15 protein-coding genes are annotated in these 17,875 nt (G+C 55.9%); 4 read left to right on the forward strand and 11 right to left on the reverse strand.

The window, feature by feature from the left end; all coding sequences use genetic code 11:
• The first annotated feature begins 40 nt into the window (after positions 1-40).
• Positions 41-1,957: a phosphomethylpyrimidine synthase ThiC gene (gene thiC, locus JYG33_RS10570; protein WP_207872227.1), complete on the forward strand. Its 1,917-nt coding sequence runs from the start codon at positions 41-43 to the stop codon at positions 1,955-1,957.
• Between the two features lie 1,124 nt (positions 1,958-3,081).
• On the opposite strand, the gene JYG33_RS10575 is transcribed toward thiC, so the two are convergent.
• From JYG33_RS10575 to JYG33_RS10600, 6 genes are all read right to left on the reverse strand, one after another.
• Positions 3,082-3,660, reverse strand: coding sequence for an OmpA family protein (locus JYG33_RS10575; RefSeq protein ID WP_207875814.1), 579 nt, complete (start codon positions 3,658-3,660; stop codon positions 3,082-3,084).
• A 266-nt stretch (positions 3,661-3,926) separates the two neighbouring features.
• A complete protein-coding gene (locus tag JYG33_RS10580) occupies positions 3,927-4,916 on the reverse strand; it encodes a tripartite tricarboxylate transporter substrate binding protein (protein WP_207872228.1) in 990 nt (329 codons plus the stop codon).
• 70 nt (positions 4,917-4,986) lie between these two features.
• Positions 4,987-5,724, reverse strand: a complete 738-nt coding sequence (locus JYG33_RS10585) for an amino acid ABC transporter ATP-binding protein (protein WP_207872229.1) — start codon at positions 5,722-5,724, stop codon at positions 4,987-4,989.
• Between the two features lie 60 nt (positions 5,725-5,784).
• Positions 5,785-6,879, reverse strand: a complete 1,095-nt coding sequence (locus tag JYG33_RS10590; protein ID WP_207872230.1) for an amino acid ABC transporter permease — start codon at positions 6,877-6,879, stop codon at positions 5,785-5,787.
• The gene (locus JYG33_RS10595) at positions 6,880-8,067 is read right to left on the reverse strand and encodes an amino acid ABC transporter permease (protein WP_207872231.1); all 1,188 of its coding nucleotides are present in this window, start codon (positions 8,065-8,067) and stop codon (positions 6,880-6,882) included. It lies immediately after the preceding gene.
• A gap of 98 nt (positions 8,068-8,165) precedes the next feature.
• Positions 8,166-9,182, reverse strand: coding sequence for an amino acid ABC transporter substrate-binding protein (locus tag JYG33_RS10600; protein WP_207872232.1), 1,017 nt, complete (start codon positions 9,180-9,182; stop codon positions 8,166-8,168).
• A 220-nt stretch (positions 9,183-9,402) separates the two neighbouring features.
• On the opposite strand from JYG33_RS10600, the gene JYG33_RS10605 reads away from it, so the two are divergent.
• Genes JYG33_RS10605 through mutY form a run of 3 tightly spaced genes read left to right on the forward strand, consistent with a single transcriptional unit; the run spans position 9,403 to position 12,070 of the window.
• A complete protein-coding gene (locus JYG33_RS10605) occupies positions 9,403-10,074 on the forward strand; it encodes an ATP-binding cassette domain-containing protein (RefSeq protein ID WP_009460544.1) in 672 nt (223 codons plus the stop codon).
• Positions 10,071-10,979 (forward strand): ABC transporter permease, encoded by a 909-nt coding sequence (locus JYG33_RS10610; RefSeq protein ID WP_207872233.1) that lies wholly within the window; start codon positions 10,071-10,073, stop codon positions 10,977-10,979. Before JYG33_RS10605 ends, JYG33_RS10610 begins: the two co-directional genes overlap by 4 nt.
• A complete protein-coding gene (gene mutY / locus JYG33_RS10615) occupies positions 10,979-12,070 on the forward strand; it encodes an A/G-specific adenine glycosylase (RefSeq protein ID WP_207872234.1) in 1,092 nt (363 codons plus the stop codon). Before JYG33_RS10610 ends, mutY begins: the two co-directional genes overlap by 1 nt.
• Positions 12,071-12,105: 35 nt before the next feature.
• Here mutY and rodA read toward each other — a convergent pair whose 3' ends face one another.
• The 5 genes from rodA to JYG33_RS10640 all read right to left on the reverse strand — a co-directional run bounded on the left by rodA (position 12,106) and on the right by JYG33_RS10640 (position 17,671).
• Positions 12,106-13,248: a rod shape-determining protein RodA gene (gene rodA, locus JYG33_RS10620; RefSeq protein WP_207872235.1), complete on the reverse strand. Its 1,143-nt coding sequence runs from the start codon at positions 13,246-13,248 to the stop codon at positions 12,106-12,108.
• Positions 13,245-15,104 (reverse strand): penicillin-binding protein 2, encoded by a 1,860-nt coding sequence (gene mrdA / locus JYG33_RS10625; RefSeq protein WP_207872236.1) that lies wholly within the window; start codon positions 15,102-15,104, stop codon positions 13,245-13,247. Before mrdA ends, rodA begins: the two co-directional genes overlap by 4 nt.
• Positions 15,105-15,118: 14 nt before the next feature.
• Positions 15,119-15,700 (reverse strand): rod shape-determining protein MreD, encoded by a 582-nt coding sequence (gene mreD / locus JYG33_RS10630; protein WP_207872237.1) that lies wholly within the window; start codon positions 15,698-15,700, stop codon positions 15,119-15,121.
• Entirely contained in the window at positions 15,684-16,565 is an 882-nt protein-coding gene (gene mreC, locus JYG33_RS10635; RefSeq protein ID WP_207872238.1) for a rod shape-determining protein MreC, read from the reverse strand. The genes mreD and mreC overlap by 17 nt, the downstream gene beginning before the upstream one ends.
• A gap of 62 nt (positions 16,566-16,627) precedes the next feature.
• Positions 16,628-17,671, reverse strand: a complete 1,044-nt coding sequence (locus JYG33_RS10640; protein ID WP_003801946.1) for a rod shape-determining protein — start codon at positions 17,669-17,671, stop codon at positions 16,628-16,630.
• Between the last annotated feature and the right edge of the window lie 204 nt (positions 17,672-17,875).

The following is a 17,875-nucleotide window of genomic DNA, read 5'->3' on the forward strand; positions in this document are numbered from 1 at the left end:
CTTCTTCCTATATCGGCTCCACCATTTCTTTGGAGCTGCAATGACAAGCAAAACCCCTTCTTTTACGGCCACAGCGGCCAGCGTAGACCCGGCTGCGATCCAGCCTTTACCCAACTCCCGAAAAATCTACCAAACCGGCTCACGGCCTGATCTGCGTGTGCCCTTTCGGGAAATCTCCCTGGCTGATACGCCCAGCCAATTCGGCGCCGAGCCCAATCCTTCCTTGAGCGTTTATGACACCAGCGGTCCTTACACAGACCCCACGGTGCAGATCGATATTCGCAAAGGCCTGCCACCGCTACGCCAAGCCTGGGTAACCGAGCGCGGCGACACAGAGCTTATGGCAGGACTCAATAGCCAGTACGGTCAAGCACGCCAGGCCGACCCGGAACTGGACACCTTGCGCTTTGAACTGAAGCGTCAGCCTCGACGCAGCATTTCGGGTGCCAATGTCACTCAAATGCATTACGCACGGCGCGGCATCATTACGCCCGAAATGGAGTTTGTAGCGATTCGGGAAAATCTTCGTCGCGAGCAATACATTGCCAATTTACGCGCCAGCGGCCCACAAGGTGAAGAGATGGCTCGTCGCCTGACCAAGGTACACCCCGGTCAAGGTTTCGGTGCCAGCTTGCCCACTACGGTCACGCCCGAGTTTGTCCGGGATGAAATTGCGCGTGGTCGAGCCATTCTGCCCGCCAATATCAACCACCCGGAAACCGAGCCCATGATTATTGGCCGCAATTTCCTGGTGAAGATCAACGCGAATATCGGTAACTCGGCCCTGGGATCCACTATTGGCGAAGAGGTCGAGAAGATGACCTGGGCGATTCGCTGGGGTGCGGACACCATCATGGATTTGTCTACGGGCAAGAACATCCATGAGACACGCGAGTGGATTATTCGGAACTCGCCGGTTCCAGTCGGTACGGTGCCTATTTACCAGGCGCTGGAAAAGGTAGGCGGCATTGCCGAAGACCTGACCTGGGATATTTTCCGCGACACCTTGATCGAGCAGGCGGAACAAGGGGTGGATTACTTCACGATTCACGCCGGTGTACGTTTGCCTTTTGTACCAATGACAGCCAGCCGCATGACGGGCATTGTGTCGCGTGGTGGTTCTATCATGGCCAAATGGTGTCTGGCGCATCACCGCGAAAGCTTCTTGTACGAGCATTTCGAGGATATATGCGAAATCATGAAGCAGTACGATGTGGCTTTCTCGCTGGGCGATGGCCTGCGTCCTGGCTCGGGTTACGACGCGAATGATCAGGCGCAGTTCGCAGAGTTACGTACTTTAGGTGAGCTGACTCAAGTGGCCTGGAAGCATGATGTTCAAGTCATGATTGAAGGCCCCGGCCATGTACCTTTGCATCTGATTCCAGAAAATATGCAATTGCAGTTGGAGCACTGTCATGAGGCCCCTTTCTATACCTTGGGGCCTTTGGCGACGGATATTGCTCCGGGCTACGATCACATCACTTCCGGTTTGGGTGCGGCGATGATTGCCTGGCAAGGTACGGCGATGCTGTGCTATGTGACGCCCAAGGAGCATCTGGGCTTGCCGAACAAGAAGGACGTGAAGGACGGCATCATCACGTACAAGATTGCTGCCCATGCAGCGGACTTGGCCAAGGGGCATCCTTCGGCGGCGTTCCGGGACAATGCCTTGTCCAAGGCGCGCTTTGAGTTCCGTTGGGATGATCAGTTCAATCTGGGTCTGGACCCGGATACGGCACGCGAGTTCCATGATGAGACTTTGCCTAAAGACTCGATGAAAGTGGCGCATTTCTGCTCCATGTGTGGGCCAAAGTTCTGCAGCATGAAGATCTCGCAGGATGTACGGGACTATGCCAAGGCGAATGGTCTGGATGAGCAGTCCGCCGTGGATCAGGGAATGAAGGCTATGTCGGTGCAGTTTTTACAGCAGGGGAGCAAGCTGTATCAGGATGCTTGATGCCTGTTTGATTCAAACGTAGTTCAAGCTCGATGCTGGCTGGTTTGCTGGCATCGGCTTTGATGGATGAAAAGCCCTGAGTGGACTGTATGTCTGCTTAGGGCTTTTTCCTTTTTGAAATGTAAGGGCTCAAGTAAAGAAAAAGTCTTGTTTGCAGGCAGAAGAGATCGTTGCAGGAGACGCCAGTTAAGCCTAGCCTCCGGGTGTCCGGGCTGAGCGTTTGCCGGTGCTGCGCACCGGTGCCCTTGTCAGAAGATAGCTACGGGCGCATCCTGAACTCGCCGGGTACTTGGTCCCCCGGACCAAGTACAAGCGTCCGGCTCAAACAGCAGGATGCTTGCACCCCTACGCTATCTCCCGACTGCGGCAAACCCTCTGAACCGCCCGGACACCCGGAGGCTAGGCTCAACTGGCTCACAATCGTTTTCTTTTGCATGACTTCAAACTGCATCCTTGAATGGCGTATGACACTTTCCTGGTCTGCGTCGAATCTCTGACCTCTGACCTATTACCTCCGACCTATCACCTCAGTCCTTTCACCTCAGTCCTTTCACCTCAGACGTCAAACGTCAAACCTCAGATCCGAGATCCGAGACCCCAGATCTCAGACCCAGACCCAGACCCAGACCCTCAATACATGATTTCTTGAATAGCCACGGTATGAGCCCTTGGGGGCGGTGGGGACCCGGAGGGGCGATTCAGAGTACTTGCCGCAGGCGGGGGCATCATCCGGGGTTCAAGCACTCTGCTGTTTGAGCGGGGCGCTTGTGGTTCGTCCGGGGGACGAACCACCCCGCGAGTTCAGAGTGCACCCGGATGATGTCCTCGACAAGGGAACCGGTGCGCAGCACCGGCAAGTGCTCAAGCCCCTCCGGGTCCTCACCGCCCCAAAGGGCGTGTTCACTACCTGGTCCTACTCAATAATCAGCGCTAACTCCCAAGCAACGGTAACGCCCTCAACGACAACAGATAACCGCCAATTGGCAGCTCGCGGCTAACAACAGACAACAAGCAAAGAACACTGCCCTCAAACCGCGCCATTACTCCCCAATCGAACACAAAAAAAAGCCCGGCTAAAAAACCGGGCCTTTTGTCAGCACACCCGTGGGTATGCAAGCAGAGACTTACTTCTGCGGAGCGTACAGATACAACTCCACGCGGCGGTTCATGGCACGGCCTTCTGCCGTCGCATTATCACCAATAGGAGCATTCGGGCCACGGCCTTCAACCATCAAACGACCTTGCCCCACACCTTGCTGCGTCAGGTAATTGGTCACAGCGCTTGCGCGATTAACCGACAAAGTCTGATTAGTCTGTGCCGAACCAGTGCTATCAGTATGACCAACAGACTTCGCGCGCAGCTCAGGATGCTGATTCATGGCGCGTGCCACGCTATCCAGAACTGGCAGCAAAGCTGGCTTCAACTGAAAACGCCCCGTATCAAAAGACACGCTGCTTGGGATATTGACCCGCAAGCTGCCATCCGGCATTTCAGTGACATCCACACCCAAACCTGTTGCACCAGACTGCTGTACATCTTTCTTGATACCAGACCAGTTATACGCCGCAATACCTCCAGCCAGTGCACCGATACCTGCACCGATCATGGCTGCCTTGCTGCTATCGCCAATCAAGGCCCCAATACCAGCCCCCACAGCAGCACCACCACCCGCACCCACTGCGGTGCGACCGCCTGTGCTCATATTGTCCATTGTGCCGCAAGCGGCCAAGAGGGAAAGAGCACCAGCACATGCTGCTAATTTTGCAGAACGAATGGAAATTGTCATTATTGGCTCCGTAATCTCAAATTAAGTACCAGGACCGCTTGAATGCCTCTAATACTAGCAAGAGGCACTGCAAGCAGGTACTTCAAAACAGACTTCACTGCCTTCTTTAACAATTCTTGATCTTGCGAGCGGCTATGCAGACCCTAGTCACTCATTGCCTGGGGGCTTAAGTCCTTGAAAGCTTAGAACAACTCGGCGCCCGAGTCAGCAACGACTTCTTTGTACTTCTTAAGATCATTGCTGACAAGCTCGCTGAATTCGGCCATGGTGCCTGGCTCTACATCCGAACCCATTGTGGCCAGCGCTTCACGTACAGCAGGATCCAGCAAGGCTTTGGCGTAAGCCGCATACAGCTTGTCCAGCACAGGCTGTGGAGTACCACCCGTGGCGAACACGCCAAACCAGGTTCCCAGATCAAATGGCTTTACGCCTGCCTGTTCCATCGTCGGCACGTCGGGCAGGAAGCTGGAGCGCTCCAAAGTCGTCACAGCCAGGGCCTTGACGGTATCTGCCTTGATCAACGGGGAAGCCGAAGCCAGGTTATCGAACATGAAATGCACTTGGCCAGCCAGCAAAGCTGTCTTGGCGGGGTTGGCACCAGCGTAAGGAACGTGCACGGAATTGATCTGGGCACGGGTATTCAGCACTTCACCGGCCAGATGACCAGCACTGCCATTACCACCCGACGCAAAGTTCATCTGACCGGGGTGTTCTTTCGCATAGCTGATCAAATCCTGCACGGAAGCAATCTTGTTTTCCGCAGCAAATTCTTTGTTCACGATCAGGATGTTAGGTACCGAGGCAACCAGGGCGATAGGCGCAAAGCTCTCGACCGGATCAAAAGGCACGCTCTTGTACAACCAGGGGTTGATGGAGTTGATCGCCACCGCGCCCATCATCAAGGTGTAGCCATCCGGGGCAGCCTTGGCCACGATGCTGGCACCGATATTGCCGCCCGCGCCAGATTTGTTCTCCACCACAACCGTGCCCAGATCGCCTTTGACGCGTTCGGCCAGCAAGCGAGCCATGCTATCCAAAGGGCCGCCCGGTGGGTAAGGCACCACAAACTGAATAGGTTTGGAGGGATAAGAATCCTCTGCCATCACAGCAGGCGCAGCCACGACAGCAGCGACACCCGAGACAGCCAGCAGCCACTTACAGACACGAAACATCACTTTTTTCCTTGAAATTAAAATGCATATGGGCTGCACAAGGCAGCCCATTCAGAGCAGCCGCTAATCCTTAATGAATGATCTGGCTTAAGAACTCACGGGTTCTTTCACTGCGCGGCGAGTCAAAGAACGCATCAGGCGTATTTTGCTCGATGATTTCGCCCTGATCCATAAAAATGACCCGATCAGCCACTTTACGCGCAAAACCCATCTCGTGGGTCACGCACAGCATGGTCATGCCGGTATGAGCCAGTTCAACCATGACTTCCAGCACTTCCTTGACCATTTCCGGGTCCAGCGCCGAGGTTGGCTCATCAAACAACATGATTTTAGGCTCCATGCACAAGGAACGTGCAATGGCAACGCGCTGTTGTTGTCCACCCGAAAGCTGTCCGGGATACTTGTTGGCCTGCTCTGGGATACGAACGCGCTCCAGATACTGCATGGCCAGTTCCTGCGCCTGAGCCTTGGTCTTGCGACGCACCCACATCGGTCCCAAGGTCAGGTTTTCCATCACGGTCAAGTGCGGAAACAGGTTGAAGTGCTGAAATACCATGCCCACGTCGCGCCGAATGGCCTCGACCTGACGCACATCGTTGGTGAGCTCTTCGCCCGCCACAATAATCTGCCCCTTCTGGTGCTCTTCCAGGCGATTGATACACCGGATCAGGGTAGATTTACCCGAGCCAGAAGGCCCGCAAATAACGATGCGCTCGCCGGAGGCCACATCCAGATTGATGTCGCGCAGCACATGGAACTGCCCGTACCATTTATTGACGTTCTTTAGCTGAATAATGGCGTCTGCCATGCAAAACTCCTTGTCTGGCCAGCAAGGCTAGCGGTGTCACCCAAAGCCTTGCTACCTGTGTCAGCGTTCATAACCCGTTTGCAAACGTCGCTCCAGCGAACGACTGTAGCGAGAGATGGAGTAGCAGAACACAAAATAAATCAGTGCGATGAACAGATAGGCTTCCCGGCTGAAACCGCGCCAGGCGGCATCGGCCAAGGCCACTTTGGCTGCCTGGGTCAAATCGAAGATACCGATAATAACGACCAGGGAGGTGTCCTTGAACAGGGAAATAAAGATGCCTACCAGTGGCGGAATCACGATCTTGAGGGCCTGCGGCAAGATGATCTGACGCATGGTGCGCCAGTAGCTCAAGCCCAGCGAGGCTGCTCCTTCGTACTGCCCTTTGGGAATGGCTTGCAAGCCGCCCCGCACGGTTTCCGCGATGTAGGCCGCCGCAAACAAAATGATAGCGATCTGGGCACGCAGCAGCTTGTCGATGTTAAAGCCCTCGGGCATGAACAAGGGCAGCATCACCGAGGACATGAATAGCAGGCTGATCAGCGGCACGCCACGAATCAGCTCGATGTAGACCACGCAAACAGCTTTGACAGCAGGCAAACGCGAGGTCCGGCCCAAAGCCAGCAACAGTCCCAGGGGAAAGGCGAAAGCGATACCGAAAGTAGCCAGAATCAGGGTCAGCGGCAAGCCACCCCACAAGCTGTTTTCCACGTAGCTCAGGCCCAGCACACCGCCCCACATCAGCACACCCACGACGGTCAGGCCGACCAGCCACAGCAAAGGCAACCAAGGCTTCCAGAACCAGCGTACGCAACTACAGACAATCAGCAGAGTCAGCAGGATAGAGGCCAGCAAGGGCCGCCATTGCTCGTCATAGGGGTAGATACCGAACAGGATAAGGCGGTGCTTTTCACGAATGAAAGCCCAGCACGCACCTGCACTGGCCCGACAGTCCTGCGCAGTTTGCGCATCGAAATTGGCTTTGATGAACAGCCAGTCGATCATGGCTGGCACGGTCATCAGGAGCAGCCAGGCCGACAGCGCTGTCAGAATGGCATTCAAAGGGGATGAAAACAGGTTCTGGCGCAGCCAGCCCAAGGTGCCCCGCTGCAATGGCGGTGGCCCACTGATGGTGGATGTAGGCGTATGACTCATTTAGCGCTCCACCAAGGCAATACGGTTGTTGTACCAGTTCATGAAGACCGAGATCGACAGGCTGACTGTCAGATAAGCCGCCATGATGATCAAAATGCCTTCAATCGCCTGCCCGGTCTGGTTCAGAGTGGTATTCACTACAGACACAATATCCGGATAGCCAATAGCCACCGCCAGGGAGCTGTTCTTGGTCAGATTCAGGTACTGGCTGGTCATGGGCGGCACAATCACACGCAATGCCTGGGGCAGGACCACCAGACGCATCATGCGACCACGCGACAAACCCAGTGCTTGTGCGGCTTCCCACTGTCCTTTACCTACAGACTGGATACCGGAGCGCACCACTTCAGCCACGAAAGCCGAGGTATAGGTAATCAGACCGGCCAGCAACGCTGCAAATTCAGGTGATAAGGTCAGACCACCAACAAAGTTGAAGCCTTGCAAACGCGGGACATCCAAAGCTAAAGGCCCGGGACTCAGGAGCAAACCCAAGGCTGGCATCAACACCAGCAACAGCAGGCCAACGCGAATCGTGGGGAAAGGACGGCCCGTTTTTTCCAGACGGCGACGCGCCCAGTGTGCCATCACTACCCACAGCACCACGGCCACGCCTAGACCCATAAAGATCCAGTCCATGCCGTCGCCCTGCAAGGTAGGCAACTTCAAACCACGATTAGATAGGAATACGCCGCCTATAGGATTCAAAGCCTGCCGGGGTCCGGGCAAGGTTTCGGTAATCAGGGCGTACCAGAAGAACAGTTGCAGCAGCAGTGGCACGTTGCGCATCACTTCCACGTACAAGCCCGCCAGCCGGGAAATCAGCCAGTTCTTGGACAAGCGTGCAATGCCCAGCAAGGTGCCAAACACAGTGGCGGCAATGATGCCGATGACCGCTACTTTCAGCGTATTGACCAGACCGACCAGAATGGCCCGCCCATACGTATCCGAAGGTTTGTATTCCAGGGCCGATTCGCCAATGGCGAAACCTGCCTCTCGATTCAGAAAGTCAAAACCGGTAGAAATATTGCGAACAGCCAGATTGTGCAGGGTATTGGAGACCAGATACCACACACAAAAACCGAGCACACCCAAAATCAGCACCTGGTAAATAATGCCGCGTGTGAACGGATCATTCCAGGACAAGCGCCGTTTAGGGGGGGCTGGCGCGGCAGGTGTATTTTGTGCCATAGCGTAAAACCCATGGATGCAGCACTACGCGTAGCCCTGCGAGGTGGCGCGCGTCTGGCCGAAGCCAGACGCAACAACAAACAGTGAAGATCGAAATCTTAACGCACTGGCCAGCCGTACATCACACCACCGTCACGCCATTGTGCATTCAAACCGCGATCCAGCTTCAATGCAGTCGATTTACCGAGGTTCCGATCAAAGCTTTCGCCGTAATTGCCGACCTGTTTAATTATGTTGTAGGCCCACTTGTTATCCAGCTTCAGACCTTTGCCCAGCTCGCCGGACACGCCCAAAATACGCTGAATATTCGGATTATCGCTCTTGGTCTTTTCATCCACGTTAGCGCTGGTGATGCCGTACTCTTCGGCTTCCAGCATGGCGTTCAGAGTCCAGCGCACCAAGGTGAACCAGTCCTCGTCACCCTGACGCACGAACGGGCCCAGAGGTTCTTTGGAGAAGTCTTCGGGCAGGATGTCGAACTCATCAGGTGTAGCCTGGGCGGCACGCATGGCAGCCAACTGAGATTTATCGCTGGTAAAGCCGTCGCAACGACCGGAGGTGAAGGAGCGCATCGCCTCTTCAGGGTTGTTGATCACCACAGGGTTGAACTTGATGCCTTGACCTCGGAACCAGTCGGCCAGATTCAGCTCAGTCGTGGTGCCAGGCTGTACGCATACAGCGGCCCCATCCAGTTCTTTAGCGCTTTTCACGCCCAGGGATTTTTTAACCATCACGCCCTGGCTGTCATAGTAGTTAATGCCAGTGCTGACCAAACCCAAGGTCGTATCGCGAGAGATCGTCGCGGTGGTGTTACGGGTCAGCACATCGACCTCACCCGATTGCAGGGCTGTAAAGCGCTGCTGGGTGGTCAAGGGCGTGACTTTGAATTTTTTGGCATCACCAAAAACAGCAGCGGCGATCGCACTGCACATGTCCACGTCAATGCCGGACCAGACGCCCTTACTGTCTGCCAGCGAAAATCCTGCAATACCGGTTGAGACACCGCACTGAACAAAGCCTTTCTTCTTCACCGAGTCCAGGGTTTCACCTGCCTGTGCATTAGCGGCCAGGGCCATCAACGCAACACTACATGCAATGGTTTTCACTAAGGTCATGGAATATCACCTCCTGTTTACTTTTGGTAAATGGATGCAGATTACAATTGCAGCTAAGCTGTGGTGTCCAATCGTAGAGCCAGTCTGTGCAATCACAAATCGGGGGTTTCCCTCTAACAGTCTGACTAATACTTTTACCTACGCCGACATTTTCATGCGGGCCCCCAGGTTTATTCCATAGGGGCTTTCCAAGCAGATTCCTCTTTAATTGTGCGTCGCGATGATCGAGTTCCAACACGTTTTCAAATCGTATGGCCGCAGTAAAAATATTCTAGCCGACATTAATTTTCGCATTGATGACGGCGAATTCATTTTTGTGTCCGGCCCCTCGGGAGCAGGGAAATCCACCCTGCTGCGTCTGATCGGCGGCCTGGAACTGCCTAGCCGTGGCTCGGTTCAGGTCAACGGGCACAGGCTGGACAAGCTCCCTGCCCGCGCACGACCGTATCTGCGCCGCGCTGTGGGCGTGGTTTTACAGGATACGCACCTGCTGCAAGACCGCAGCGCATTGGCCAATGTGCTGCTGCCTTTGGCTGTCATGGGTCTGGAGCCCAGCACGGCCCAAGCACGGGCTCGCGCCGCCATGGAAAAAGTGGGTCTGCGCGGTAAAGAAGATTTGAAGCCGGTAGAAATGTCCGGTGGTGAACAACAACGTCTGGCCATTGCCCGCGCCATTGTGAATCGCCCCGCTATTTTGATTGCGGACGAACCCACCGCCAATCTGGACGCTGATAACGCCAAACGCATCATGGATGTATTGATGGACTTTAACCGGGTGGGTGTCACCACCCTGATTGCCTCCCACGATCTGAATTTGATGGCCCGCTATGCCCGTCGAACCTTATTGATTCAGGACGGCCGTTTTTCCGATCACCCCGGAGTGCTGGCATGAGAACCTGGCTGCGCCATCATCAATACGCCTTTCTGGTGGCCCTGCGCCGCCTGAAGGTGCAACCCTTCTCCTCCCTGTCCAACCTGCTGGTCATTGCCCTGACCCTGGCGGTGCCGGTTCTGGGGGCCAGTATCTTGCTGGCTGCACAACCTGTCGTGCGCGAAATCCCAACTTCGCCCGAAATGACGGTGTTCATGAAACAGAACAGCACGCTGGAACAGGCTCAGGCCTTCAGCAAGGCGCTAGGCAAGGAATTCCAAACTGAACTGGCCCAGATCAGGCTGGTCAGCAAAGAACAAGCACTCAAACAATTACAGAGCAACCCTAGCTGGACAGACGCTTTGGGCGCCTTGCCTAGCAACCCCTTGCCGCACGCCATTGTGCTGACCCTGCATGAAACCCCGGATCTGGTGACACGTGCAGACACCCTGGCCAAAACGCTACAGGGCCGCGAAGGCGTGGATAGCGTGCTGCTGGATAGCGAATGGGTGCAACGTCTGGCCGCAATTCTTAGCTTTATCCGCATTGGCTTGTGGATTTTGATGGCAGGCGTAGGCGTGGTGGTCATTGCCACCGTATTCAACACGGTCCGTCTGCAAGCCCTGAACCAGCGCGAAGAAATTGCCGTGGCCCGTCTGGTGGGCGCGACTGAAGCTTTTGTGCGCCGCCCTTTCCTGTACATGGGCGCGCTAACCGGCCTGCTTGCCAGCGCCCTGGCCTGCGCACTGGCCTTGCTGGCCCTGACACCACTGAACAAAGCCTTGTCCAGTCTGGCCCAAAGCTACGGCGTCCAACTGACGCTAAGCCTGCCGGAATTTTCACTGTTACTGACAGCCGCTATTTTGGTCGCCATTTTGGGCGCACTGGCGGCTCGCTGGTCTGTTACCCGTAGTACCCAATATTGATGTCACTTCCTGAACCCTGTCCCAAACATCTGGCCGAAAAAGTGGTGGCCTGGCAAAAAACCTCCGGCCGCCACCACCTCCCCTGGCAGAACACGCAAGACCCTTACCGCGTCTGGCTTTCCGAGATCATGCTGCAACAAACCCAGGTCGCCACCGTCCTGGGTTATTACGAGCGTTTTCTGGAACGCTTCCCCACCGTCAAGGATCTGGCTGCGGCCGAGCAAGACGAAGTCATGCCCTATTGGGCCGGTTTGGGCTATTACGCCCGTGCCCGCAACTTGCACCGCTGTGCCCGTGAGGTCATGGAAAAATGGGGTGGCAGTTTTCCTGGCAATGCCTCCGATCTGGCGACTTTGCCCGGCATAGGCCGCTCCACCGCCTGTGCTATCGCCGCCTTCTGTTTTGGCGAACGCAGTCCCATCATGGATGGCAACGTGAAACGTGTGTTCACGCGCTATTTCGGGATTTACGGGCCCACGCAGAAAAAGGCCGTAGAAAACACCTTGTGGACCAAGGCGGATGAGGTGGTAGAACTAGCCCCTGCCGACCTGGATATGGCAGCTTACACACAAGGGCTGATGGACCTGGGCTCGCAATGCTGTACGCGCAGCAAACCGACCTGTAGCCTCTGTCCGCTGCAAAGCGACTGCTATGCCCATAGCCATCAGGCACAATCCGAGCTACCCAGCCCTAAAGAGCGCCTCCGCCAGGATGAACGCTACGCGCATGTGTTGATTCTTGAGTTGAACGGTCAGGTACTGCTGGAGCAGCGCCCGGATCAAGGCATCTGGGGTGGTCTGCTGACCTTGCCTCAATTCGAGGATGCCATGAGCCTGCACACCGCGGCACTGCATTGGTCCAATGAAGAGGCGATTGCTCTGGCCTCCTTCCAGCACGTGTTCTCGCACTTCAAACTGCACATCACGCCTTGGCTGTTGCAAGTAGACGAATCCATCCTGGCCGAGCCGGTAGCAGGCCAGCAATGGCAGGATCATGAAGCACTGGAGCAGACCGCTTTACCAGCGCCCATCCGCAAGCTGCTGCTAGGTTTGTACCAGAGCAAAGATAGTGAACAGTTGATATTGAGCTAAGAGTCGCTCCCCCGGCGATGCTGGGGGAGATTGAATCAGGTCGGCCGCGCTGGCTTATCGTTGCTGATGCTCATCAGCATCCCGCAGGCCACACCCAGGGTCATCAAGGCCGTACCGCCATAGCTCAGGAAGGGCAAAGGCACACCCACCACGGGCAGAATCCCTGTCACCATGCCTATGTTCACGAACACATAGACAAACAGCATCATGGACATGGAACCGGCCAACAGACGGCTGAACTGTGTGTGAGCCACGGCGGCAATGGACAAGCCGCGCAGAATCAGCAAGGCATAGAGCACCAGCAGCATGATGCCGCCATACAAACCGAACTCTTCAGCAAATACGGCAAAAATGAAGTCAGTCGTACGCTCTGGAACAAAGTCCAGATGGGACTGCGTGCCCATCATGTAACCCTTGCCGTACACACCGCCCGAGCCAATCGCAATCATGGACTGGATAGTGTGAAAGCCTCTGCCCAGACGGTCACTACCGGGATTAAGCAATGTGCAGACCCGATGTTTTTGATAGTCGTGCAGCACTACCCAATCCAGGTCGGGTACGCAGATATAGTCTTCGTAATACAGCAAGGCACTGATGCCCAGCACCAGCACCACCACAATCGGCACGATCAGCTTGAAGGACAGGCCTGCAAAGTAAATCACGCAGAAACCCGCCGCAAACACTAGCAAAGCAGTACCCAAGTCAGGCTGACGCACGATCAGCAGGAACGGAATCATCAGCAAGATGCCGGCCACCATGAAGTCCAGCAGACTCATCTTGGGCCGCTGGTAACGGTGGAAATACCAGGCCAGCATCAAAGGCACCGAGATCTTGAGCATTTCCGAGGGCTGAATACGGGCCACGCCCAGGTCTAGCCAGCGCGTTGCACCCTTGCTGGTTTCGCCAAAGAACTCTACCCCCAGAAGCAGCACAACCCCGATCGAATACACCACCGGGGCCAGCTTCATCCACAAGGCTGGGGGAATCAGGGCGGCCACCCACATCACACCAAAGGCCAACAGGAAATTACGCACCTGGTCGGCAAAGCGCCAGTCCGTACCGCCTACGGCTGAATGCATGACCGTCATGCCCAGCGCGGCCATCAGCACCAGCAACAACAGCAAGGGCCAATCAAAGGCAGTGACGGCTCTCAGGCCCAGTTGCAAAAGTCGCTTCATTGCATCTGCCCTCGTTCCACCAACCAGTAATCAAAAACCTTGCGCACAATGGGTGCCGCAACCGAACCGCCCCAACCCGCATTTTCTACAATCAAGGCCACTGCGATTTTGGGGTTCTCTGCCGGAGCGTAGGACATGAACAAAGCGTGGTCGCGCAAACGCTCGTCAATAGCGTTGGCGTTGTACTTGGCGCCGCGCAAGCTAAAGACCTGTGCCGTCCCCGTCTTGCCAGCCGCCTGATAAGCCGCACCCGCAAAGGCGCGACGGGCCGTACCCAGGCGCACCACATCCACCAGAGCGCGTTTGACCACATCCACATTAGCCTGCTTCAAGGGAATCAGCTTGGCATCAATACGCACAGGCTGTTCAATCTCCGGGTCATGTGGGTTCAAGGTCTGGGTGACCAGGTGTGGAGGCCGCACAATGCCATTGCTAGCCAGCACGGCAGTCGCATGCGCCAGTTGCAGCACAGTAAAGGAGTTATAGCCCTGCCCCACCGCCACCGAGATACTTTCTCCGGCATACCAGCGCTGCTGGGCCGGTTTTTTGTAGGCCTGACGTTTCCACTCAGTAGAAGGCAGAATGCCTTGGCGCTCGCCATCCAGGTCAATACCCGTCTGCTGGCCAAAGCCAAACTGCTTCATGAAGTCGTGCAGATTATCAACGCCGATTTCCGGGCCCAAGGAATAGAAGTAGGTATCCGAGGAAACCACCAAGGCACGGTGCATGTCGGTAGAGCCGTAGACCGCGCCACCTGCGTTACGGAAACGCTGGCCACCAAATTCAAAATAGCCAGGATCGGAAATACGGTCCGTTGCCTTGCGCTTGCCGGTTTCCAGAGCCGCCAAGGCCACAAAAGGCTTGTAGGTCGACCCGATAGGATACGTGCCGTACAGCGGGCGGTTAATCAGCGGGTGATCAGGCGAGTCGTTCAGCTTGCGCCAGTTTTCTACATCAATCCCGTCGATAAACAGGTTCGGGTCAAAAGACGGGGCCGACACAAAAGCCAGCACTTCGCCTGTGCTGGGCTCAATCGCCACCAAGGCACCGCGTCGCCCTGTGAACATGGCTTCGGCCATTTTCTGCAAGCCAATATCCAGAGACAGACGCAAGCTGGCACCGGGCACCGGGTCTACGCGGCTAAGTGTACGTACGGGACGGCCCGAGGCAGCCACTTCTACTTCCTCGATACCCGTACGGCCATGCAGCGTTTTTTCCCAGGTTTTTTCAATTCCTTTCTTACCGATAACCTGCGTGCCACGGTAATTACCGGTTTGCCCGGTTTCTTCCAGCCTTTGCTGGTCGCCCTCGGAAATACGGCCTACATAACCCAGCACGTGGGCAGCGGCCTCGCCTTGGGGGTACTCACGCACCCAACGGGCTTGCAGAGTCACACCGGGGAATTTGAAGGCATGGGCAGAAAACCAGGCGGCTTCATCATCGCTCAGGTTATTGCGCAGCAGGATTTCGGAGTAACGGCTATTTTGAGCGACGTTCTGCTTGAATCGACGCCGATCGCGTGGACTGAGCTCCACCAGCTCGCCGACACGATCCAGCATATCGTCCAGAGGTTCACCCAGACTGGCTGGCACGGCGGACAAGGTGTAGTCCCGGTAATTACGGGCCAGCACCTCGCCATTACGGTCCAGAATCTCGCCACGACGGGGAGTAATCGGGATCACAGCAATACGGTTCTGATCGGCTCGGGCCGCAAAACCTTCGTAGCGCACCACCTGCAAATACCACAGGCGCACGCCCAGGACCCCTAACAATACGCAGGCCAGAACCGCCGCTACCAGGGCGCGGAAAAGAATGCGCTGGCGCAACTGATGCGAGGTTTTTTTGAATTCAAACATGGCCGCCCTACCAATCAGGACGAACCGGAGTCGGACTCGTCCAGACGTCGCTGCGGCAAGAACAGCACACTATCGGCCAGGGGCCACAAAGCGGCTGTCAACAAAGTGCCACCAGCCCACTCCCAGCCAGACCACTCACCCACCAGCCAGGCGTGCAGGACCCGTACGATCAGCTGTGCCAGCAGCATGACAACCGCCATGTGCAGGAAGTGGGTCCACATGCCAAAGTTCAGAATTCGTTTACGCAATACCAATGCGCCATACACGACCAGGATATAAGCCAGGGCGTGTTCGCCCAACAGGCTGCCATCGTGTACATCGACCAGAATACCCAGCACAAATGCCAGGGACATGGGCACCCGGCGCGGCTCGTGCACGGCCCAGAAGGCCAACACCAGCATCAACAGATCGGGGGCAAAAGGCAAAAGCCGCCACGGCAGCATGGAGCTTAGCCACATCAGCAGAATCGAGCCCCACACCAGCCAAGGACTGGACGCACGCGAAAACGGGCTGCTATCGATGGGCTGCAAGCTACCCAGAGACGAGGTCCGGGTTTTGCGGCCAGAGGTATCCGAGGACTCAGCGCGTCGCATCATTGGCATCGTCCTGTTCCAGGGAGCGTTCGCTCTCGGGCACCAGCAAAATCAGAAAATGGCGATAACGCTCGGGGTGCGACAAGGGCGTGACCATAGCCAGGGCAAAGCCCGAGGCATCATCGCGCTCAATACTGCTGACCGTACCAACCGGCAAACCCGCCGGGAACAAACCGCCAATACCACTGGTGATCAGGGTATCGTCGGGCTCCAGGTCCACATCACTGGTCAGGAAACGCACTTCCACCTTGCCTCCGGGATTGCCCCCAAAGGCAATCAGGCGCAGGCCATTGCGCAGCACCTGTACCGGGACCGAGACTTTATCGTCGGTAATCAGCGCGGCTTCGGAGGTAAAGCGCGTAACCCGCACCACCTGGCCCACTACTCCGCCCTCATCAATCACCGGCATGCCGGGACGAATGCCACTGGCCGAGCCTTTATTGAAAATCAGATGACGAGCGTAGCCATTGGGAGGTTCATACAGAACTTCCACTGCAACAGACGGTTGGGTGACGGTATCGGCCACTTGCAGCAAACGGCGCAATTGCTCGTTTTCTGCAGAAAGCTGGGCAGCATGGGTAGAGAGCTGAGCCAGTTCGATACGCTGGCGTTGCAAGGCTTCTTTTTCAGAGCGTGCGGTCGAGGCCGCATCGGTCCAGCTACTGAAGTAAGTAACCAGATCGCGCGGGGCCAGCATGACGCGCTGAAAAGGATACAACACGGCAGCCACGGCCTGACGCACCGGTTCGAGCACCGCATAACGAGCATCCGTGATCAACAAGCCCACGGCCAGCACCAAAAGAGCGGCCAGACGCAGCTCGGGAGATGAGCCACGTCTAAATAGCCGGATGGAGCCTTGTTCTCGCATTAATCAAACACTCGATCACTTGCCCCCACAGGCAATACATTGCCGTGGGGGCCAAGCAAAGATCAATCGTAAATGAATACGGACTCCAGACGCTCCAGATGCTCCAGAGCCTCACCGCAACCCCGTACCACGCAGGTCAGAGGATCTTCAGCCACCACAACGGGCAAGCCGGTCTCTTCTTGCAGCAGACGGTCCAGGTCATGAACCAGAGCGCCACCACCGGTCAGGACGATGCCCTTGTCCGTGATGTCCGCACCCAGTTCAGGAGGAGTTTGTTCCAGAGCGGTTTTAACCGCAGAGACGATTTGATTCAAGGGATCGGTAAGCGATTCCAGAATCTCGTTGGACGAAACGGTGAAACTGCGTGGCACCCCTTCGGACAAATTGCGACCCTTGACTTCAATTTCGCGAATTTCAGTACCGGGGAATGCAGAACCGATCTCTTTTTTGATCAATTCAGCCGTGGGTTCACCAATTAGCATTCCGTAATTGCGACGGATGTAATTAATAATGGCTTCGTCAAACTTATCGCCACCGACGCGAACCGATCCTTTATAGACCATACCGCCCAAAGAGATCACTGCCACTTCGGTCGTGCCACCACCAATATCGACCACCATGGAACCGCTGGCATCGGACACGGCCAGGCCTGCACCGATTGCAGCCGCCATGGGCTCTTCAATCAGGTAGACCTTGCTGGCGCCAGCGCCCAGAGCAGATTCTTTGATGGCACGGCGTTCCACCTGGGTGGAGCCACAAGGCACGCACACGATAATGCGTGGGCTGGGAGCAAACATGCTGCGTGGGTGAACCATGCGGATGAACTGCTTGAGCATTTGCTCGGTAACAGTAAAGTCCGCGATCACACCATCCTTCATGGGCCGGATGGCTTCAATATTGCCAGGCACCCGACCCAGCATTTGCTTGGCCTCCTGCCCAACGGCCTGAATGATTTTTTTACCATTAGGTCCACCTTCATGGCGGATGGCTACAACGGACGGTTCATCCAGTACGATACCCTTGCCGCGTACATAGATAAGGGTATTGGCCGTACCGAGGTCGATTGCCATATCGCTGGAAAAGTAACTGCGTAGGAATCCGAACATGGGCGCGCAAAGTGTAAAGTGTTTGGGGGAAAAGGCAGGTAAATTCGGCGCGGAACTCAAGCGTAAAACGACAGGCACAAGAACCAGGCAACGAATTCAAAAATACCTGGGAAGGAAACGGTCAATGATAACTTATAATTGCTCTACATTAGGACTGTTTTAATGGTCAGTTAAGTTCTGTAACCCCCGCATTTGCTGTAAAAG

Source organism: Alcaligenes sp. SORT26 (assembly GCF_017377875.1).
Classification (GTDB): Bacteria; Pseudomonadota; Gammaproteobacteria; order Burkholderiales; family Burkholderiaceae_B; genus Alcaligenes; species Alcaligenes parafaecalis.

Excerpts from the sequence above, each read along its gene's own strand:
- thiC (WP_207872227.1), top strand. The coding sequence starts at position 41 with ATGACAAGCAAAACCCCTTCTTTTACGGCCACAGCGGCCAGCGTAGAC.
- JYG33_RS10575 (WP_207875814.1), bottom strand. The coding sequence starts at position 3,660 with ATGAGCACAGGCGGTCGCACCGCAGTGGGTGCGGGTGGTGGTGCTGCT.
- JYG33_RS10580 (WP_207872228.1), bottom strand. The coding sequence starts at position 4,916 with ATGTTTCGTGTCTGTAAGTGGCTGCTGGCTGTCTCGGGTGTCGCTGCT.
- JYG33_RS10585 (WP_207872229.1), bottom strand. The coding sequence starts at position 5,724 with ATGGCAGACGCCATTATTCAGCTAAAGAACGTCAATAAATGGTACGGG.
- JYG33_RS10590 (WP_207872230.1), bottom strand. The coding sequence starts at position 6,879 with ATGAGTCATACGCCTACATCCACCATCAGTGGGCCACCGCCATTGCAG.
- JYG33_RS10595 (WP_207872231.1), bottom strand. The coding sequence starts at position 8,067 with ATGGCACAAAATACACCTGCCGCGCCAGCCCCCCCTAAACGGCGCTTG.
- JYG33_RS10600 (WP_207872232.1), bottom strand. The coding sequence starts at position 9,182 with ATGACCTTAGTGAAAACCATTGCATGTAGTGTTGCGTTGATGGCCCTG.
- JYG33_RS10605 (WP_009460544.1), top strand. The coding sequence starts at position 9,403 with ATGATCGAGTTCCAACACGTTTTCAAATCGTATGGCCGCAGTAAAAAT.
- JYG33_RS10610 (WP_207872233.1), top strand. The coding sequence starts at position 10,071 with ATGAGAACCTGGCTGCGCCATCATCAATACGCCTTTCTGGTGGCCCTG.
- mutY (WP_207872234.1), top strand. The coding sequence starts at position 10,979 with ATGTCACTTCCTGAACCCTGTCCCAAACATCTGGCCGAAAAAGTGGTG.
- rodA (WP_207872235.1), bottom strand. The coding sequence starts at position 13,248 with ATGAAGCGACTTTTGCAACTGGGCCTGAGAGCCGTCACTGCCTTTGAT.
- mrdA (WP_207872236.1), bottom strand. The coding sequence starts at position 15,104 with ATGTTTGAATTCAAAAAAACCTCGCATCAGTTGCGCCAGCGCATTCTT.
- mreD (WP_207872237.1), bottom strand. The coding sequence starts at position 15,700 with ATGATGCGACGCGCTGAGTCCTCGGATACCTCTGGCCGCAAAACCCGG.
- mreC (WP_207872238.1), bottom strand. The coding sequence starts at position 16,565 with ATGCGAGAACAAGGCTCCATCCGGCTATTTAGACGTGGCTCATCTCCC.
- JYG33_RS10640 (WP_003801946.1), bottom strand. The coding sequence starts at position 17,671 with ATGTTCGGATTCCTACGCAGTTACTTTTCCAGCGATATGGCAATCGAC.